Source organism: Rhodococcus sp. IEGM 1406 (genome assembly GCF_030056745.1).
Classification (GTDB): domain Bacteria; phylum Actinomycetota; class Actinomycetes; order Mycobacteriales; family Mycobacteriaceae; genus Rhodococcus_F; species Rhodococcus_F erythropolis.
In genome coordinates this window covers 514,787-534,457 of record NZ_JASHKO010000003.1, presented here as the reverse complement: position 1 = coordinate 534,457, position 19,671 = coordinate 514,787, and the positions used below count along the sequence as shown (strand labels likewise).

The 19,671-nt window shown below is 61.0% G+C and carries 17 protein-coding genes; 10 read left to right on the top strand and 7 right to left on the bottom strand.

The features are described from left to right. Nucleotides 1-336: 336 nt before the first annotated feature. Nucleotides 337-1,149, top strand: a complete 813-nt coding sequence (locus QM596_RS18145) for a hypothetical protein (protein WP_283309599.1) — start codon at nucleotides 337-339, stop codon at nucleotides 1,147-1,149. A 70-nt stretch (nucleotides 1,150-1,219) separates the two neighbouring features. Next, a complete protein-coding gene (locus QM596_RS18140; protein WP_283309598.1) occupies nucleotides 1,220-2,242 on the top strand; it encodes a hypothetical protein in 1,023 nt (340 codons plus the stop codon). Here the strand turns inward: QM596_RS18140 and QM596_RS18135 are convergent. From QM596_RS18135 to QM596_RS18125, 3 genes are all read right to left on the bottom strand, one after another. Next, the gene (locus tag QM596_RS18135; protein WP_024487744.1) at nucleotides 2,239-3,120 is read right to left on the bottom strand and encodes an HhH-GPD family protein; all 882 of its coding nucleotides are present in this window, start codon (nucleotides 3,118-3,120) and stop codon (nucleotides 2,239-2,241) included. The two genes, QM596_RS18140 and QM596_RS18135, sit on opposite strands and share 4 nt — an antisense overlap. 149 nt (nucleotides 3,121-3,269) lie before the next feature. After that, nucleotides 3,270-4,634, bottom strand: a complete 1,365-nt coding sequence (locus tag QM596_RS18130; protein WP_069146927.1) for an MFS transporter — start codon at nucleotides 4,632-4,634, stop codon at nucleotides 3,270-3,272. A 656-nt stretch (nucleotides 4,635-5,290) separates the two neighbouring features. Continuing rightward, nucleotides 5,291-5,878, bottom strand: coding sequence for a TetR/AcrR family transcriptional regulator (locus tag QM596_RS18125; RefSeq protein ID WP_042451920.1), 588 nt, complete (start codon nucleotides 5,876-5,878; stop codon nucleotides 5,291-5,293). Between the two features lie 160 nt (nucleotides 5,879-6,038). Here QM596_RS18125 and QM596_RS18120 point away from each other — a divergent pair, with 160 nt between their 5' ends. After that, entirely contained in the window at nucleotides 6,039-6,905 is an 867-nt protein-coding gene (locus tag QM596_RS18120; RefSeq protein WP_283309597.1) for a crotonase/enoyl-CoA hydratase family protein, read from the top strand. Nucleotides 6,906-6,947: 42 nt separating this feature from the next. Here the strand turns inward: QM596_RS18120 and QM596_RS18115 are convergent, their stop codons facing one another. Further along, complete coding sequence (locus QM596_RS18115) at nucleotides 6,948-7,952, bottom strand: AraC family transcriptional regulator (RefSeq protein ID WP_283309596.1); 1,005 nt, start codon at nucleotides 7,950-7,952, stop codon at nucleotides 6,948-6,950. A gap of 115 nt (nucleotides 7,953-8,067) precedes the next feature. On the opposite strand from QM596_RS18115, the gene QM596_RS18110 reads away from it, so the two are divergent. The 7 genes from QM596_RS18110 (at nucleotide 8,068) to QM596_RS18080 (ending at nucleotide 15,985) form a co-directional block, all read left to right on the top strand. Beyond that, nucleotides 8,068-9,522 carry an aldehyde dehydrogenase gene (locus QM596_RS18110; protein WP_069146929.1) on the top strand — a complete coding sequence of 485 codons (1,455 nt, stop codon included), beginning with the start codon at nucleotides 8,068-8,070 and terminating at the stop codon, nucleotides 9,520-9,522. Nucleotides 9,523-9,535: 13 nt separating this feature from the next. After that, complete coding sequence (locus tag QM596_RS18105; protein WP_283309595.1) at nucleotides 9,536-10,327, top strand: maleylpyruvate isomerase N-terminal domain-containing protein; 792 nt, start codon at nucleotides 9,536-9,538, stop codon at nucleotides 10,325-10,327. A gap of 40 nt (nucleotides 10,328-10,367) precedes the next feature. After that, nucleotides 10,368-11,204, top strand: coding sequence for an SDR family oxidoreductase (locus tag QM596_RS18100; RefSeq protein WP_019749697.1), 837 nt, complete (start codon nucleotides 10,368-10,370; stop codon nucleotides 11,202-11,204). Nucleotides 11,205-11,403: 199 nt separating this feature from the next. Then, the gene (locus tag QM596_RS18095) at nucleotides 11,404-12,372 is read left to right on the top strand and encodes an NADPH:quinone oxidoreductase family protein (RefSeq protein ID WP_069146931.1); all 969 of its coding nucleotides are present in this window, start codon (nucleotides 11,404-11,406) and stop codon (nucleotides 12,370-12,372) included. A gap of 59 nt (nucleotides 12,373-12,431) precedes the next feature. Then, the gene (locus QM596_RS18090; RefSeq protein WP_283309594.1) at nucleotides 12,432-13,979 is read left to right on the top strand and encodes an acyl-CoA synthetase; all 1,548 of its coding nucleotides are present in this window, start codon (nucleotides 12,432-12,434) and stop codon (nucleotides 13,977-13,979) included. Next, nucleotides 13,976-15,070, top strand: coding sequence for a CaiB/BaiF CoA transferase family protein (locus QM596_RS18085; protein ID WP_283309593.1), 1,095 nt, complete (start codon nucleotides 13,976-13,978; stop codon nucleotides 15,068-15,070). The genes QM596_RS18090 and QM596_RS18085 overlap by 4 nt, the downstream gene beginning before the upstream one ends. 138 nt (nucleotides 15,071-15,208) lie before the next feature. Continuing rightward, the gene (locus QM596_RS18080; protein WP_283309592.1) at nucleotides 15,209-15,985 is read left to right on the top strand and encodes an enoyl-CoA hydratase; all 777 of its coding nucleotides are present in this window, start codon (nucleotides 15,209-15,211) and stop codon (nucleotides 15,983-15,985) included. Between the two features lie 78 nt (nucleotides 15,986-16,063). Here QM596_RS18080 and QM596_RS18075 read toward each other — a convergent pair whose 3' ends face one another. Genes QM596_RS18075 through QM596_RS18065 form a run of 3 tightly spaced genes read right to left on the bottom strand, consistent with a single transcriptional unit; the run spans nucleotide 16,064 to nucleotide 19,654 of the window. Then, entirely contained in the window at nucleotides 16,064-17,215 is a 1,152-nt protein-coding gene (locus QM596_RS18075) for an acyl-CoA dehydrogenase family protein (protein WP_047888209.1), read from the bottom strand. 16 nt (nucleotides 17,216-17,231) lie between these two features. Next, complete coding sequence (locus QM596_RS18070) at nucleotides 17,232-18,215, bottom strand: NAD(P)H-dependent flavin oxidoreductase (RefSeq protein ID WP_069146935.1); 984 nt, start codon at nucleotides 18,213-18,215, stop codon at nucleotides 17,232-17,234. A 32-nt stretch (nucleotides 18,216-18,247) separates the two neighbouring features. After that, entirely contained in the window at nucleotides 18,248-19,654 is a 1,407-nt protein-coding gene (locus QM596_RS18065) for a 4-hydroxyphenylacetate 3-hydroxylase N-terminal domain-containing protein (RefSeq protein WP_069146936.1), read from the bottom strand. Between the last annotated feature and the right edge of the window lie 17 nt (nucleotides 19,655-19,671).

The following is a 19,671-nucleotide window of genomic DNA, read 5'->3' as shown; positions in this document are numbered from 1 at the left end:
GCGGATTGTCTCGATCCATCTATCTACAGGGAGGAGCGTAGCTGGTGCGAATCCAGAGCGTGTCATCCCGGGTAATTCACCCGCGACTTCACCCCGGGTGAGAGAAGTTCACCCACATAATCATGCCGTCACCATTGGCTTTCGAGTCCCTCGAGCGACTTCTATTGAACGTAGCTCGGGATTCGCCAAATCTGGTCGAGAGTGCCCGACCGGGCCCCGAGGGTCGGCCATCGAAGGAGCGTCGTGAGAACTCGTCTGTCAGAGGTGTGGTCGAAGGCGGTTACGATCCGACTCCGACCGAGAGCGTGCGCCCGAAGAGTGCGAGGCGTAGTCGTGGTGACAGGAGTGTTACTTGTCGGCGCAGCTGTGCTCGGTGCGCTACCGATGCAGTCGGATGTTCGATTGGCAGCCGAGGGAGAGTCCGCTTCTCCCTTCACCGTCGAGTTGACGGCGATTGACGGTGCGCCGCCCTTCGATCCCGGTGACGGCCCAGGGCTCGATTCCGGACCGTCCAACGGTATTGTCCGAGAAGGTGATCCGGTGACGTATGTCGTAGACATCGGCGTCCGGGGCAACCCGCTCTCGGACGTGGTCGTGCAGCTTCCGGTGCCTCGAGGTTTCGTTCTACCGTCCGTGCCTGACTACTGCGGAGACGGCTCGGGTGTCGACGAGTTCGGGTTACATTGCCTGATAGGCAATCTGGAAGCGGACCGGTACTTCACCCGGACAGCGACGATGACTGTGGGAAAGCGGGAAGACGCCGACGGTCTACCGATTGCTGCACTGGTCACCGCAGATCGAGGGGCGGCTCGCGTGCGGTCGGACGATGTCACCGTGCGGGTGGCGACCACCCCGGGAGTGTGTGATCCACAAGGGACTTCTGTTGGTGGTCGGAGAGACCAGGGGACAGCTGTCTCGGCAGATGGTCGGATCTCAGGTCTGGTGACGTCGGGCATCTCGGAGGCGGTGGTGATCAACGGCGTCGATCAATGCGGGCACGCGACAGCGCGGACGGTGAAACCGTTCGAGGGTCGCTTCTCGTTTGTCGGACTCCTGCCGGGGACGTATCGCGTCACGGTCGACGGCCGAGCGCCGGTGGACGTGGTGTTGGAACCAGGCGCAATGGCAGTCGGTGGCCTGACGTTCTGATACAGCTCCACAGTGATAGCAACACCTGAAACAGTTCAGAACCAGTTGGAAACAGTCAATGGAGGATCCAGTGCGTGAAAGCCTGGGCGTGGTATTCGAAAACAATTCCATTTCAACAGCTCTCGTAGATGCGGACACACCCCTTCTGGGGTCGATCGACGAGTTCCGTCATCCGTGGGGCGCGAACGGGACTGTTCCCTCTGCGCAAGCGTCGGCACGCGCGCTCGCCTCCGCTGCCGAGGTCGCCACCGGTCGGGCCCTGCGCTCGAACCTGTGCCCCACCGTCCTCGGAGTGCTGTGCGAGCGCGCGGACGTGCGCGAATTTGTCCCGGATTCATTGTCCTCCAGCACTTTCGAGAAAATCGAGTTGGTCAACGGTCTGGACGCTCGCCTTGCCTACTTGCGGACGGTCGATGCCCTGAATGGTATTTCGCCGATTCTCGCATTCTGGCCGGACGGCAGTGAGACTGTGATCGCTGCCATCGATCCGAGCGCGGGCGTCGTGGACTCGGCGCACCGTTACGCTACCGCCGAGTTGCTTACAGACAGCTCGACATTTGCTGCGACATTGGACCTGCTCGTCGCTGAACGAAACCCCGTGCCCAAGATGCTCGTCGCCATGCTCGGCAAGGAAGAGTCACGGCAGTTGTCCGCCGAAGCCGCCGAATCGGCAGGGCTCGGCTTCCTGTATCTCGGCGAGCGCGCCCAACTGGCGATAGGCGCTGCGCTGGTAGCGGCCGGTCGGGGGAGTGAGGTCAGGTCCGCTGGCGGCGCGGCTGTTCAGCCCGTCAACAGAATCCGGTGGGCGGCGGCAATAGTGCTGCCGCTCCTGCTCATGCTGACGGGATTGCTGATCGCTCTGTCGCCGGACGGGTCGCGAGCGGTGTCCACTGATCGCCCGAACGTCGGCGCCGAGCCGGCGAACCCGACGAGCGGGTCACCGTCCGGAGCGGCCCTACCGATCCTGACGCTCCCGCCTTGCGACCCGGTGGTACCCGTCGTTCCCGCTGCGTTTCGGCGTTCGGATCCTGAAGTTGCACCACCCCAGACCGTCGAACCAGCAGAAGCATGCGACCCGGTGCGAGTGGGCTAGGGCGTACCTTCTCCAGCCAGTGCAAACAGGCCGTCATCGGTCTGCTCGACCAGTCCGTCGACCAACAAGGAATGTAGTGCGCGGTCACGCTGACCAGGATCGGTCGGCCAGACGATGTCGAGTTGCGCGCGTTCGACCGGACGGTGGCTCTCGCGCAGAACGGCCATCAATTTTCCACGAACTTGGCGATCGGTGCCCGCGAACTTCTGCACCTTCTTGGGCGGTCCGGTGTGTGCCGGTTTGCCCGAAGCGACCCACGCGCAGTTCGGCAAAGGGCAGTTCTCGCAGTTCGGCGTCCGCGCAGTGCAGATCAGTGCACCGAGTTCCATGAGAGCGGCGCTGTAGGTGGCGGCGCGCGCTCGTGTCCGTGGCAGCAGCGCCGCGACGTCGGCGAGGTCTCGCGTGTTGGACGGATTGCCGGGTTCCGCATTGCCGTGGACGGCTCGCGCAACCACGCGTCGTACGTTGGTGTCCACCACCGGCACTCGCTGTCCGTAGGCGAAGCACGCCACGGCGCGGGCGGTGTACGAACCGATTCCCGGTAGGGAGAGCAAGGTGTCGACGTCTTCCGGCACCACGTCACCGTGCTCGGCGGCCAGGACGCCCGCGCATTCGTGTAACCGAAGCGCGCGTCGTGGGTAACCAAGTTTGCCCCACGCGCGAAGTACTTCTGCCTGACTCGACGCTGCCATCGCGGACGGTACCGGCCAGCGCTCCACCCACTCTTCCCAGATGGGCGCAACGCGCACCACCGGCGTCTGCTGGAGCATGATCTCGCTCATCAGGATCTGCCAGGCACTGACGCCCTCGCGTCGCCACGGCAGGTCACGAGCCGTCTCGGAGTACCACTTCAGCAGCACCGAAGATTCCACTGCCACTGCTACCGACACACTCCTCGAACCTGTGCTCCTGGTCGACGAAGGACACGTCGACTTGTGGGGGCCACTTTATCGGCAGTCGCCGACAGTCATTTCTCGTACCCGAAAACCTGGGGTGAGTGGCATCGAGACCACTCACCCCAGGTTGATCATGATGCGTACTGAGCGTTCGCGGTCTCCACACGGGTGCTTGCGACGGTCGGCGAGGTTCCGGAGTATCGGCGAATGATCACGTAGAGGCAGATCAATCCGATAGCACCGGCAGCGGCGAGGAAGGAACCGACCTTCCATGCGTTGTCCGGATTTCCGTTGATCAGCATCACCATGATCATCGGCGCGAAACCTCCGATGATTGCGGAGATCTGATAACCGAGTGAAGCGCCGGAGAATCGAATCTCCGGTGGGAACAGTTCAGCGAATAGTGTTCCCTGCGTGCCGGTTTGGAGGGACATTGCTACTACGCCGACGATAACCGCGACGGCAAACGGCCAGATCGTGTCCGGGCTGGATCCACCGATCATCAGCCACATCGGGATACCCCAGAGCATCATGGATGCGGTGCCGAGGCCGAAGACTAGTTTGCGACCGTAGAGGTCGGACAGATATCCCGCCAGCGGAACCAGGGGAATCTGTATTGCACATGCGATCAGGATGTAGGTGAGGACCGTCGACCGCGGTATCTCCAGGTAGGTGGTCGCGAACTGAACCGAACCGGTGATCATCGTGTAGAAGAAGATCACGCCGATGGCATTGGCGCCTGCTGCAGCGAGGACTGTGCCTGGATTCTTCTTGAGCACTTCGAGAATGGGGGACTTCCGAACGACCGGCGATTCGGCGAGTTTTTCTGCGAGTGCCTTGAACTCGGGGGTTTCTTCGAGATAGCGATGGATGAGGAATGCCACTGGAAGCATGACCAAGCTGATCCAGAACGGGATCCTCCATCCCCAGGAGAGGAACGAATCAGCCGCAAGAGTTGCTGTCAGGACCAGGAACACGATATTGCCCAGCACCACACCGATCGGAACACCGAGTTGGGCGAAGCTGCCGAAGAGCCCGCGGCGGTCCGCCGGTGCGTTCTCGGTGGCCAGCAATACGGCCCCGCCCCACTGTGCTCCCACGGCCAAGCCCTGGCAGATTCGCAGCGTCACGAGAATGGCCGGGGCAAGCCACACGACATTGGTGTTGGGGACGAAACCAACCAAGGAGGTTGCCACAGCCATGAGGACCACGGCGGCAACGAGCACCGGCTTTCGGCCGTACCGGTCACCGAAATGACCGGCGAGCACACCACCGATAGGACGGGCGATGAATCCGACTGCGACGGTGGCAAACGAACTCATTGCAGCGACCACCTCGCTGTCGGTGGCGAAGAACGTCGAGTTGAACACGAGCGCGGCGGCAGTCGCGTAGATGAAGAAGTCGTACCACTCCAGGGAAGTGGAGATAGCGGCTGCAAAGGACGCGCGCCGAGATCTGCCCGGGCGCTCCACCGCAGATTCGGTGTTGTTGGTCATCGCGATTCGCTCTCTGTGGGGTCGTTCAGTTGAGTTCGGTCAGGACGTGAGTTGCGGCAAGTTCGGTGTGCGGCCGACGACGAGCTTGTCCCGAGCGCCGGCACCAGACGGAATCGTGCTCGCCGGGTATGGGGTCGAAAGGTGGTGACGCAATATCCAAGTGCGAGTGGGTTCTTCGATACGAGAAGTCATATCTCGCCGCCATTGCCGTACCGGAGGCGCTCGCAAATTCGGGTGGCGAAGGTGACCACGTCGAGGCCGCCGGCGACGTGTGCAGCGTCATCTCGTGGCAATGCGGAGGTGGTCATGTGGCCCGCACTCCTTCGTTCCGAATTTGCCAAACGATCGTTCGGCTGCGAGTCATCATTGACCTAACGATCGTTAAATGTCAATAGTCGGGAAAAGTGCGCTTTTGCAGCGACTTTCTCCGCAGGGATGGTGCGATTCGGAATCTGTTGCCAAACGATCGTTCGCCTGAGATGATGATTAGTCAGTGATGCAGGTCTCAGGAATGGAGATACCGATTCGAGCGGCGGGGTGCGGACGAAAGTCGAGGCACGCTGGTCTCGCACATCGACGGCGTTATGTGGCTTCTGTCCTGGAGCCCTTCAGGTCTTCGGGCCTTCAGATCTTCTTTGGCGGAGGTGTCGCCCAGCTCAGCTTGATTCGATCATCGCGGTCGCCAATGCGCAGTACCGAGACGCGATATCTTCCGCATTCATCGGTCCGTCGACGCGCCACCACACACAGACTTGCTGCCCCATGTTGATAATGGCGCGCACGGCATCTCGGGGAAATGGAGTGTGGAAAGCACCTTCTTCAATGCCGCGTTCGACGACGTCGCGAAACATGCTTTCCTGCTCGTCGCGCAGGGTTACGACCAGACGGTGACCCGATTCGTCCAAGCTGCGCAATTCTGTCGCTCCTACGAGGGCGTCTTCGCGCCTGGTCGTATGGAACATGACCCAAGCGCGGACGATTGCTTGCAGTTGGTCTTTCGGGTCGCCGCCGGAGCGCAGCAGTGCACTGCGGGTCATGCTGATGGCGTCGTGGAGCGCCCGAATCATGATTTCCTGAAGGATTTCCTGCTTGGATTTGAAGTGGTGGTAGATGGACGCGACAGTGAGATCGGCGCCGGCGGAGATGTCACGCATGGACGTCCCGTGATAGCCGCGCTCGTTCATGTTTCGGACAGCGGAATCGAGTATGAGTTGCCGGACAACGACTGTCTTCGCCCCACTCATTGTTCGGTTTCCTTCTCATTTCTTCGGTGCCTGCGTCTTGCCCAGCTTAGAGCCGAACAGTCGCGGGATACACCTGATGGAAAGGAACCGTCTTGAACTGCCGATATGGGCAGAATACCGATTATCGTTCGCTAATCGCCACCCGGAGAAAGAGGTACCTGTGGAACACATATCGATGAGTATCGAAGACGGTATCGCCGTGATCACCCTTGATCGACCGGACAAGCTGAACGCATTCACCACGACGATGGAAAACGAGCTCATCGAAGCGTTCGACTCCACCGACGCGAACGACGCTGTGCGCGCGGTGATCCTGACAGGAGCGGGCCGCGCGTTTTGCGCGGGGGCAGATCTGTCCTCGGGGGCAGAGACGTTCTCCGAATGGAGCGCCGAGTCGAACGGAACTGACGCGGACGGTGACGATCTACGTCGGGACGGCGGCGGACGCGTCGTCCTGCGAATGTTCGATTCATTGAAGCCGATCATTGCGGCCATCAACGGACCGGCGGTCGGCGTGGGTATCACCATGACTCTTGCGGCCGACTTTCGCTTGGCCGCCGACGACGCCAGGATGGGTTTCGTCTTCAATCGGCGAGGACTCGTGCCCGAGTCGTGTTCGTCGTGGTTGCTGCCGAAACTGGTTCCGCTCCAGCGAGCCCTCGACTGGATCTACTCCGGACGGATCTTCACTGCTACGGAAGCATCTTCGGCCGGGTTGGTCTACCGACTGCATTCGCGCGAAGATCTTCTAGGGGAGGCGACGGCGCTCGCGCATAGCCTGACCCGTGACAGCGCGCCGGTATCGGTTGCCCTGTCGCGTCAGATGATCTGGCGCATGCTGGGAGTCGAACATCCCATGGTCGCGCATCGCGTCGAGAGCATCGGAATTAATGCTCGCGGTGCTCAGGCTGACGTTCGTGAAGGTGTTGCGGCGTTTCTGGAAAAGCGAGAGGCGGTGTTTCCTGACCGTTGCAGTGACGCAATGCCAGATCTGTTCTCATCCCATCTCCCACGCCCCCGGTGGTGAGCCGCTACGACCTTCGAACCGTCGGCGTCGTAGCTCATGCGGTCAACCAGCGCGGCGGGTAAGTGCCCTCCGCTTCTCCAGGGGCGTTGTGGAGAACCAACGCCTACAGCTTCGAGTGAGGGTGCTCGGTTCGGAATAGCCGAGTTGGCGTGACACTTCGGAGAGGGACACGTCTCTGTTCGAGAGAAGACCGAGAGCGAGTTCGCGTCGTGAATCGTCGACGAGCGATTCGAACGCCTTGCCTTCCAACGCCAATCGTCTCTGCAATGTTCGCGGGTGCAGCATCATCAATGTCGCGACTTGCTTCAGTGTGGCTGCACCTGCAGGCAGGGAACGCACGATCAAAGCCGACACCGCGTCGTGGAACGCCACATCCGGATCTCGACCTGCCATGAAACGCACGGCGAAGTCGTAGGCCAACGGATCCACCCGGGGCAGGTGGCGATGCATGACTCCGCGCGGAAAGGTCAACAGATTCCGATCCGAGCTGAACTCGACGGAACATCCGAAATACTCGACGTACCGCCGTATTTCGGAGATCCGTGGATGTTGAAACGAGATGTGCGTCGGATGGAAATCCGGGCCGGCCATCATCCGGAACGTCTGAAGCGTTACGCCCAGCGCCAGTTCCACGACGTGGGACCGATACGGAAGTCGATGCAGCACGGTATCGAGTCCGTAGGACACCTCGGTGTCGCCGACTGTCAGATCGACCGCCAACGCCGGACTGTACACGTGCGCGTATCGGGCGACGTCGTGCAACGCATCTCCGATTGTCTCGGCACTGCGGGCCGCGATGGCAACCGGACCGAGAATGTCCGGGTCCTGTCTGCCTGCGAGCCTGAGTGCGAAGTCGGGCGACTCCAATTCATCCGCACAGAGTCCGAGCAGCGTGGACAGGGCGCTGAACGGCAAGAAGTGGTCGTACGCGCCGATGATGGCCGGATCGATGCCCACACGGTCGAGGAATTCGTACGGATCTCCGCCGAGTTCGGAGATCAACTCGGGCAGTCGCGTCAGCGACGAGGCACTGATCAGATCTGCCATGTGTCGAAATGTAAATAAATTGGCGCATGATGTCAATTTTCTCGTCGTCTGAGCAGTGATGATCAACACAGGTTGGCTGGTTCAACGTCGAGCGCCATCCCTGGAGGAGCCAGAAATGACAACACTCACCGACCGCACTGCACTGTTCATCGATGGACTGTGGAGAGCGCCGGATACTTCCGAAATCATCCGAGCCGTATCACCTTTCACGGAGCAGCAGATAGGCTCGTTCCCCGCCTCCGTATCGACGGATGTCGACGCAGCTGTATCAGCGGCTCGAAAAGCGTTGCGACGGAATGACTGGGCCGATCTTTCCCCCGCCGAACGTGCGCGTGTCATCCGCAGGTTCGCCGACGAACTCGAGAAACGATCCGAAGACCGCGCGTCGGCGGTCACTCACCAGAACGGCATGCCTATCGAGCTCGCCCGTTTCGCCGAGGGGGCCGCACCCGTCCAGCTTTTGCGCTATTACGCAGGCCTCGCCGAGTCGATGCCTACCGAAGAGCGACGGGCCAGCCAACCGATGCCGGGTACGACAATCGTGCGACGCGAGCCGATCGGTGTCGTTGCTGCCATCGCGCCCTGGAACTTCCCGGCTGTGCTTTCGATGTTCAAGATCGCCCCGGCTCTTGCTGCGGGATGCACCGTCGTGCTGAAACCCTCTCCCGAAACCACCTTGGACTCCTATATATTGGCCGAGGCCGCCATTGCGGCAGAACTTCCCGCGGGTGTCATCAACATCGTGACTGGCGGACCGGAGATCGGTCAGTATCTCGTGGCGCATCCCGGGATCGACAAGGTAGCCTTCACCGGATCCACTGCGGCCGGTCGACACATCGGCACGGTGTGTGGCGGTATGCTTCGCCCCGTTACCTTGGAGTTGGGTGGCAAGTCGGCGGCCCTGGTCCTCGACGACGCGGATGTCGAGGAGACGGTAACCGGTCTGGCAACTGCGTCCCTGCTCAACAGTGGGCAGACGTGCTATATGTCGACTCGAATCTTGGTTCCCCGCAGCCATAGTCGAACGTACGTCGACGCCATTACCGCAATGGCCGAGGGTCTGCAGGTCGGCGACCCGATGGAACCGTCGACGTTCGTCGGCCCGATGGTGAGCGCAAGGCAACAGGAACGTGTGCTGTCCTTGATCGACCAGGGACGCTCGGAGGGCGGAACTGTCACCACGGGTGGCGGACGCCCCGCCGACCTCGACACCGGATTCTTCGTGCAGCCCACGGTGTTCGCCGATATCGACAACGACAGCACCATCGCACGGCAGGAAGTATTCGGGCCGGTGCTGTCAGTCATTTCATACGACGACGTCGATGAGGCTGTCGCGCTTGCCAACAACTCCGAGTACGGCCTCGGTGGGACTGTATGGACCTCCGACGAGGAACGCGGTATCGCAATTGCTCGACGTGTCGAGACCGGCTCGTTCGGTGTCAACACCTTCAACCTCGACTGGGGTTCACCGTTCGGTGGAGTCAAAGCCAGCGGCCTGGGTCGTGAACTCGGTCCCGAAGGGCTCGCGGCGTACCAGCAGCTCAAATCCATTTTCCTCGCATCCTCTTAAGAATTGAGCCACCATGTCCGACGCAGGACTCGCCGGCGCTCGTGCTCTGGCAGAAAACACACTGAAAATCGCCGAGCAGTTCGGCACCACCGAGTGGGAAGCAGACAGTGCGTGCCACGGTTGGCGCGTCCACGATCTCATCGGTCACATGGCGTTCTTCTTCAACTTCATCGCCGATCCGGATCTGGTGTTCCCGCCGAACCCCAGTGGAAAGTCCGAGCGGCTCAACGACGCTGCCGTCCGCGAGCGTGCCGATCTACCGCACGAGCAGATCCTGGACTACTACCGGGAACAATCCGAAGCGGGACTCGCGACGTTGGCCGCGCTGCAGACAGAGGAGCTTCGCAACAACACGCTCGAGATGCTCGACCTCGGGACTTATCGCCTTCATCAGCTCAGTGACGCAGTGTCGTTCGACCATCTCGTCCATTTGACGTCGGATCTTCTGTCGCCGTTCGGACCGTTTCCTCACGGTGAGATCGACGTGGCGGCCGCTGTCGATCCGGCGATCGACTGGATGGTTGCGGGGCTCCCGCAGATGTGCGGCGAAGCGGTCGCCGCCGCCTTGACATCGCCTGTGGCACTGCGCCTCAACGGCGCCACCGAGCGCACTTTCGTCATCTCTCATGGCGATGGGGGAGTGACCGTCACCGAAGCTGGCGACGTGCCGGAGAACGTCGCGACCACCCAGGCCACCGAATTCCTGCGGTGGGGGACCACCCGATCTGCATGGCGGTCTGCCGTCGAGGTTTCCGGCGACCACAAGACCGTCGCCGCAGTCCTCGATGCCATCGACATCGTCTGACCCACAACGAACCCGAGATCCAGAACAAGAGGAAACAGCTATGTCTCAGTACTTGCAGGACAAGGTCATTCTCATCACCGGTGCAGGCGGTGGGTTCGGTCAACTCATCGCCGAGAAGGTGGCAGCGCAGGGCGCCAAAGTCGTCGGCGTGGACATCAACGAGGCGGGCCTGAAGACTGTATTCGACGGTATCGCGGCCGCGGGATTCACCGGTACCTACAAGATTGCCGACGTCACCGACATGGATCAGGTCATCGCTGCGGCGCAGCACGGCATTTCGGAGTACGGAGCGCTCGACGTACTCGTCAACAATGCAGGCGTCATGCCTCTCGCGTATTTCGCCGATCACGAACGTGCGTGGCAGAAGTGGCACAAGGCAATCGACATCAACATCAAGGGCGTCGTGAACGGGATCTCCGCCGTATACGACCAGATGATCGAGCAGGGACGCGGTCAAGTCGTCAACATCTCGTCGATCTTCGGAAACGCAGGCATCGACGGTTCCGGCGTCTACAGCGCGACCAAGGCTGCAGTCACCACGATCTCGGATTCGCTGCGAATCGAAGCCAAGGGCAAGATCAAGGTGACGACGGTCAAGCCCACAGGCGTGACAGGAACAAACTTGGCGAGCTGGATCGTCAACGAGAACGCGATCCTCGGTCTCACCGGTCAACGTGCGGGTACCTACATGGAGAACGTCGGGCATCTAACCGACGGCACCCTCAGCCCCGGGCAGAAGGACGTCGACTCCATCGAATACTGGCTGATCAAGCCCGACGACCTGGCTGACGCTGTTGTTCACATCATCGATCAACCATGGGGCATCAGCATCAGTGACATAACCGTGCGCGCCAGCGGCGAGGATTACCTGTACTGACGACCTGATCGAAAACCGCTCTCTGCCAGTGTTGCTTCGCGAACATCGTCGAGGACTACGGCCCGGGGGCATCCCGCGGTCAGACGCCATTGCCATGGTCTGCCTGTCGCCGTAGAGTCCTACTTAACGATCGTTAAGCAGTTGCTACGGCGGATTCCGTTTGTCAACGAAGTCGCCGGGGCCAGTCCGAGGAGTTTGAATGAAAGCAGTCCACTTGGTGGAGGCGACGGGGCCCGGAGGTCTGTCGTTGGTCGATGTCGACGAACCTGTCGATCCGGCACTGGTGGTAATTGATCTGCACACCGCCGGAGTGAGTTTCCCCGATCTTCTCCAGACCACGGGCAGCTACCAAACGGTGCGCGAATTACCTTGCGTGCTAGGCGTTGAGGGCGCCGGTACCGTTCGGAGCGCGCCGCCAGGGTCCGGCTTCACACCCGGGCGGCGCGTGGCCGTGCTTACGACCGGGGAAGGCGCGTGGCAGCAGACCGTTGCGGTCGCGCCGTCCAATGTCTTTGCTCTGCCTGATGCGGTCTCGCTCTCGGCCGGCTCGGGATTTCTCCTGAATTATCTGACCGCGCATTTCGCCCTCGACGAACGCGCGCGCTACCGTGCCGGCGAGACCGTCCTGATTCACGGCGCGGCCGGTGGGTTGGGTACGGCCGCGTTGCATGTCGCGTCAGCGCTCGGTCTGGAGACAGTCGCTGTCGTGAGTACAGGCGAGAAGGAGAAAATCGCCGCGGAGTCCGGGGCAACGCACGTCGTGTCGGTCGACGGGTGGAAGGAACGCGTCCAACGGATTACGAATGGGCGCGGTGTCGACATCATTCTCGATCCGGTCGGTGGTGACCGCTTCACCGACAGCCTGCGCAGCCTTGCGCCGAACGGTCGCCTGGTCGTTTTGGGATTCACCGGCGGTGATATTCCCACGGTCAAAGTCAATCGACTTCTCCTGAAGAATATTTCGGTTACCGGTGCAGGATGGGGTGAATATCTGAAAACCGATCCCCAATATCTGGCGCGTCAATGGCAGGAGCTCTACCCCCTGCTCGAGTCCGGAGCTCTGAGGGTGCCCGAGCCCACCCTCTACCCCTTGGCGCGTGCCGCCGATGCATTGAAGTCGTTGAGTGAGCGTACGGCGGTAGGAAAAGTCGCGCTGTCTCTCGAATGATCTCTACACGAACAACTTTGTGAACAAATGACCTTAGCGAACGAACCTTGGAGTAAACCATGTATCCCGGAGCGTATGTTGCGACAAACCCGGATAAGGCCGCGGTAATCGTTGCCGAGACCGGTGAAGCGGTGACGTTCGCGCAACTGGAATCGAATTCGATTCGGATTGCGCGAGTGCTCCACGGACTCGGGTTGCGGCGAGGCGACAACCTGGCCGTGCTCGCCACCAATAACGTTCAGGTCTTCGACATCTACTGGGCGGCTATGCGATCCGGTGTCTACCTGACGATGGTCAACTGGCACCTGACCGCTCCGGAAGGTGCATACATCGTTGAGGACTGCGAGGCAAAGGTAGTCATCGTCGATGCTGCTCTGGGCGAACTGGCAGAGACGCTGTCCGACCTCGTTCCCCGGCAGGTGACCAGGCTTTCCTTCGGCGGTCAACTAGACGGATACGACTCCCTCGACCAGGCGGCTGACATGGAGTCGGACATACCGCTCCCGGATCAACCGCGCGGCGCCGACATGTTGTACTCGTCGGGAACAACCGGCCGTCCCAAGGGCATCAAGCCGGCTCTACCGAATCGCCGGATACAGGATCCCGGCGATCAGATGACGACAATGAACCAAAGTGTGTGGGGTGTAACCGAAGACGACATCTATCTGTCCCCGGCGCCGCTCTATCATGCCGCTCCGCTCCGGACGTGCGCGTCGGTCCAGGCGCTGGGCGGCACCGTAGTGATGATGAATCGGTTCGATCCGGAAAAGGCCCTGGAATGCATCGAGCGTTATCGCGTCACGTACAGCCAGTGGGTGCCGACAATGTTCGTGCGCATGCTCAAACTGCCACAGGAAACCCGAGACCGTTACGACATATCGTCTCTGCGACTTGCCGTCCACGCAGCCGCACCGTGCCCCGTCGATGTGAAGCGAAAGATGATCGATTGGTGGGGAACCATTCTGGATGAATATTACTCCTCGACGGAACTCAACGGCATGACCATTGTTCACTCGGACGAGTGGCTGCGAAAGCCCGGCACAGTGGGGCGAGCCGCCCTGGGAGTGCTCCACGTATGTGGGGAGAACGGCGAAGATCTACCCTCCGGCGAGGTGGGTACGCTGTACTTCGAACGTGACGAGTTGCCCTTCAATTATCACAATGCGCCCGAAAAGACCCAGGAAGCACAGCATCCCGCCCACCCGACCTGGACGACTACGGGTGATGTCGGCTTCATGGATGAGGAGGGTTATCTGTTTCTGACCGACCGTAAGTCCTTCATGATCATCTCGGGTGGTGTGAACATATACCCGCAGGAGATCGAGAACGTGCTGATCGAGCATTCCTCGGTATTGGACGCGGCGGTGATCGGGTTGCCCGACGACGAGATGGGGGAGATAGTGATGGCTGTCGTCGAGCCAGTCCCCGAAGCCGAAGCCGGCGATGCGCTTCGCGACGAACTGCTTTCTCATTTGCGCGGACAGATCGCCAAGTACAAGTTGCCGAGGCGACTCGTGTTCAGTACGGATCTACCTCGAACTCCGACCGGGAAACTAGTCAAAGGGAAACTGCGCGAGCGCTATTCAGGGAAGGTGTCCGTCGGATGAGCGGCCCGTTGCACGGTGTTCGAGTGCTGGAACTCGCCGGGTTGGGGCCGGGGCCACACGCTGCGATGATGCTTGCAGATCTCGGAGCGGACGTAGTTCGAGTCGAGCGTCCGTCTGGTGGACTCGAGATCTCGCCACGGGAGCAGGACCAACTTTTGCGGGGGAGACGGTCGGTGGAAGCCGACCTCAAGACCGAGTCAGACCGAGAGCTGGTGAGGGCCCTCGTCTCGAAAGCCGATGTGCTCCTGGAAGGTTTTCGGCCCGGCGTGACCGAGCGGCTGGGTTTCGGTCCCGACGTGTGCACCGAACTCAACAGCCGGCTGATCTACGCACGTATGACCGGATGGGGCCAAGACGGCCCACTCGCGCAGCGGGCGGGGCATGACATTACTTACCTGGCGCTGACCGGAGTCCTGCACGCCATCGGTCCGGCCGAGAAACCCACGGTTCCGCTGAACCTCGTCGGGGACTTCGGCGGTGGCTCCATGTTCTTGATCGTCGGAATCGTCTCTGCCTTGTACGAGCGAGAGAGTTCGGGCAAAGGACAAGTGGTCGATGCCGCAATTGTCGACGGAACTTCGGTGTTGGCGCAGATGATGTGGTCGTTGCGAGGGAGCGGACAGTGGAGTGACTCACGTGCAACCAACCTCCTGGACGGTTCCACGCCGTTCTACGACACCTACGAATGTTCGGACGGTAAGTTCGTAGCAGTCGGTGCCCTCGAACCGCAGTTCTACGCGGCGCTCCTCCAAGGCCTGGATATCGCGCCGGAATCGTTGCCTGAACAGATGGATCGAAGGGGCTGGCCCACAATTCGAGAACGGTTCACGGAGGAGTTTTCGTCGCGCACGCGAGACGCCTGGGCAGCGCTGTTCGAATCGACGGACGCTTGTGTTGCTCCTGTCCTGAGTCCCGCCGAAGCCGCGCTGCACCCGCATCTTGCCCAGCGGGGAACTCTTGTCGAGGCCGACGGAATAGTGCAGGCGGCACCCGCGCCGCGGTTCTCCCGTTCCAGGACTGCACAGCCGTCAGGTGCTCGGCCACCCGGGGCCGACACCACCGTCGTGACGAAGGATTGGCTGGGCGGCTGAGGGGAAGAAGTACAGGCGAGGAATGTCGCGACAGCCTCTCTCGATCGTTCTTACGTTGCCCCCTACTCATCGTCGATGGATCGCGAAGATCAACTTTTGTAGCACAACTCGATCGAGTCTGACTGACAAGGAATTTCAATGACCGAAACGCGACCGGATGTCTACGCGAGCCGAAACGGCGGGGTGCTCCGCATAGTTGTCAACAGGCCAGCGCGAATGAACGCGTTGACTACCGAAACCCTGGAGAGACTTGCCACGATCTTCGTCGAGCACGCACAATCCTCGGATGTGCGGGTGGCGGTTCTCGAAGGAGAGGGCAAGGCCTTTTGCACGGGCGCGGACCTCGCGGACGTGACGTTGTCCGGTCCGCCGTCGGCGGACACGATCGATGCCGCCAATGCCTTGGTGCAGACCATTCGAGAGTTTCCGTTTCCGGTGGTCGCTGCGGTACGAGGCCCTGCTGCAGGTGTGGGTGTTTCGCTGGCTTTGGCGTGCGACCTCGTGCTCGCGGCGGAGTCGAGTTACTTTCTGCTCGCGTTCACCAAGGTGGGATTGATGCCGGACGGTGGAGCTACCGCACTGGTGGCAGCGTCGATCGGTCGCGCGCGCGCGATGCGCATGGCGCTGCTGGCCGAAAGATTATCCGCTCGAGATGCTTTCGACTGCGGCCTGGTCTCACACGTGTGCGAGGACGACGCCTTCGCGGTGGAATTGGCAGACCTGACGCACCGATTGGTCGCCGGGTCGTCCCCTGCTTTTCGGTTTACCAAGAAGGCGATGAACGACGCTACGCTCACCGAACTCGGTGATGCGTTCACACGCGAGCGCATAGGCCAGATCGACCTGTTGGGTAGTGGTGATTTTGCCGAAGGTGTTGCGGCCTTTCAGGAAAAGCGCGCAGCAGTCTTCGGATAGACGAAGCGAGAACGGCGCTGACAACGACCGTGGTCCCGAACACAGGATGTTCGGGACCACGGTCGTTCTCGGTGCTGATCAACTCTTTGCGATGTCGCGACCGATTATCTCCTTCATGATTTCGGTGGTTCCGCCGTAGATGGTCTGGATTCGGCTGTCTACGTACGCCCTGGCGATCGGGTACTCCATCATGTAGCCGTATCCACCGTGTAGTTGTACGCATCGATCCACGACGCGCTTCTGAAGTTCGCTGGCCCACCACTTCGCCTGTGCCGCTTCGACTGCTGACAGCTGGTCGTCGTTGATGGCCAGGACTGCGTTGTCGACGTATGCCTGTGTCACGTCGATCTCGGTCAGCATCTCGGCGAGGGCGAATCGAGTGTTCTGGAAGTCGCCGATCGGCTTGCCGAAGGCGGTGCGGTCGAACGCGTAGTCTTTGGTCCATTCGTAGGCCGCGCGCGCGGAACTGATTGCGCTCGCGGCGATCGACAGACGCTCACGGGGAAGACGCTCCATGAGATGAATGAGGCCTCCGCCCTCCTCGCCCAGGAGGTTGCCTACCGGGACTCTTACGTTGTCGAACGACAGCTCGGCTGTGTCTTGACCCGCCAACCCCACCTTGTGGAGTTTGCGACCGCGGGTGAATCCGTCCATCCCACGTTCGACCACGAGGAGGCTGAATCCCCGCGACCCCGCTTTGAGATCGGTGCGGGCCGCAACGATGACGATGTCGGCGTGAATTCCGCTGGTGATGAACGTCTTCTGCCCGTTCAAGATCCAGTCGTCGCCATCTCGAACGGCGGAGGTCTTGATGCCTTGCAGATCACTGCCGGTACCCGGTTCGGTCATCGCGATGGCGCAGATGAGTTCACCGGCAGCCATACCCGGTAGCCAACGTGCTTTCTGCTCGTCTGTGCCGAGGTCGGCGATGTACGGAATGACGATGTCGTCCTGAAGGCCGAGTCCGGCGCCGAACGAGGTGGTACCGGTACGGGCGATCTCTTCGGCGACCACGTACCGGTACCGGTAGTCGAGTTCACCCGAGCCTCCGTATTGTTCGGGGACGGCCAGGCCGACGATACCCATCTTGCCGGCCGCGAGCCACGCTGATCGGTCGACGAGCCTGGCTTCTTCCCAGCTGTCGTAGTGAGGCGTGATCTCGCGGGCAATGAACTCGCGCACAGTCTCTCGGTAGGCCTCGTGGTCGGCTGTGAACAGTGTTCGACGCATGGGTTGCTCTCCTGTCCTAGACCGAAACGCGTTCGGTCATCGAACGCAAGCGTGCCCCGATGATGACCTCTGCTTCGGACACCATGCGCTGGACCAACTCGTCGACGGTGGGGATGTCGTGGATCAGCCCCTGTGATGTGCCGACCGTCCAGATGCCGGCGTCGGGATCACCGGTTTCGTAGACGCTTCGCCCACGCGCTCCTGCTACCAGGTCGCGCACATCCTCGAATTGTCCGCCGCGGGAGAGTATGTCGACAACCTCTCGGCTGACGATGTTGCTTGCCACGCGTGCAGTATTGCGGAGTGGTCGGAAGATCAGTTCGGTCTGTGTTTCGTCTGCAGCGACGATGGCTTCTTTGATGTTCTGGTGGATCGGAGACTCGGTGGTGCACATGAATCGCGTACCCATGTTGATGCCGTCTGCTCCGAGCGCCAGCGCGGCGACCAGACCACGTGCATCAGCGAAGCCGCCGGAAGCGATCATGGGTATCGAAATCTTGTCTGCGGCCGCTGGAATCAAGACCAAGCCTGCGACATCGTCTTCCCCTGGATGGCCGGCGCACTCGAATCCGTCGATACTGATTCCGTCGACACCGAGATCCTGTGCCTTGACCGCATGCCGGACTGTTGTGCACTTGTGGAGCACTTTGATTCCGGCGTCATGGAAGATCGGCAGGTGAGGACCGGGATTGGAACCCGCGGTCTCGACGATCTTCACGCCTGAGTCGACGATCACCTGGCGGTACTCGTCGTACGGCGGTGGCGTGATCGACGGCAGAATTGTGAGGTTGACGCCGAACGGTTGGTCGGTCAGGTCGCGGCATCGGGCGATTTCGTTCGCCAGGTCGGCCGGCGTCGGCTGCGTGAGTGCAGTGATGAATCCCAATGCGCCGGCATTGGCAACGGCTGCGACGAGTTCTGCTCTGCCGACCCACTGCATTCCACCTTGGACGATGGGGTGGCGAACGCCGAACGTTTCCGTGAATGCTGTCGAGATCATGAAAATCCTTGTTGTTCTCTCGGGACGAATGGTCAGAGGTGGGATATTCCGGCGAGGTCACTGACGTATTCGCGTGCCCTCATCGGATCGAAGGAGCGTGAGATCTGCAGTTTCTCGGCCTCGAGTGATCCTTCTGCGTGCGTGGCCAGGACTGACTGATATCCGCCGTAGTCGCGGGCGGTCAGATCCGCAATGAAGTTCAGCAGACGGAGACGCTTTTCGGCAGGAACTGCTGCAGCGTAGTATTTTTCGAGAACTACACGAATTTCGGGATTGTCCCAGTCTTCACCGCCGGGGCCGGTGGCGAGGAGGCCACCTGAGAGATCGGTGAGGATGGCGACCGCGTTGTGGAATCCATGTGCGAAGTGGTATTTGGCCATGTTGACGGCAAGCGGATCTGGTTGCCTGACACCGTGTGCTCCTGGCTTTGATCGAACGGCGGCGAGTTGAGCCAGTCCGCGCACGGTCTCGCTCCAGGTGATCAGTTCGGTGATCTTGCCCTTCACATGGCCTGCCTTGCTGATGCCGTTGGCCTCGGCGATCAGTGAAGCTGCTCCGACCATGATGTCGAGTAGGGGCAACTTGTAGTTGATGGCGGTGAACCGGTGGTAATCGACAAACGCCAACGCGAGTGGTCCGGCAAGTTCGGGTTGACGGTTGAGGAAGACTCGATTCTTCGGTACTCGGACATCGTTGAAGACGGTGAGCGATTCGAGGAGTTTGTGTTTCGTGGAGATCGGAAATTCGAAGGAGTTGCGTTCTCCGGCTGCGTAGGGAGAGACGTACAGCTCGAGACCCGGTGTGTCGATCGGGATGGCGAAGGACACTGCGTAATCGGCGTCTTCGGGGCCCATCGCGCGGGTGGGCAGCACGATCAACTCGTCGGCGTTCGCCGAGAACGAAGTGTGGCACTTCGCGCCGCGCACGGTGATGGAGTCGGCGTCCTCGTCGACGATGTGCAGGTAGAGGTCTGGGTCTGCCTGTTGGCGCGGTCCAAGTGACCGGTCACCCTTGACGTCGGTTTGCGCGACGGCGAGTGCGAGATCGCCGTCGCAGACCCGCTTGTAGAAAGCGCGCGCATTCTCGAGACCTTCACCGCTGGTTGCACGAAGAAGGGCGAACAGCGCATCGCTGCCCACCTCTTTGAGGACGATGGTTCCGCCGCCGCGCCGCGATACTTCCTCGATCAGGGCGCCGCGACGAATCAGATCGTCCGCAGATGTCGGCGCCACGTAGAACGCGCTGACTGGGTCACCGTCGACATCGGTGACCGCGAGGTCGGGTCGATCGTCGGCGATGTCGTAGCACAGTGCCGAATGATCCACTGCGAGAGTCAGTTCGGGTTCGGCGTAGACATCGGAAATCTTCTTGCCTCGGTAGAAGACTCGGCGATCGTCGCTGAGCCCTTTTCGGTACTGGTCACTGGATCGCACGGCCACTGGATACTTCCTTGATC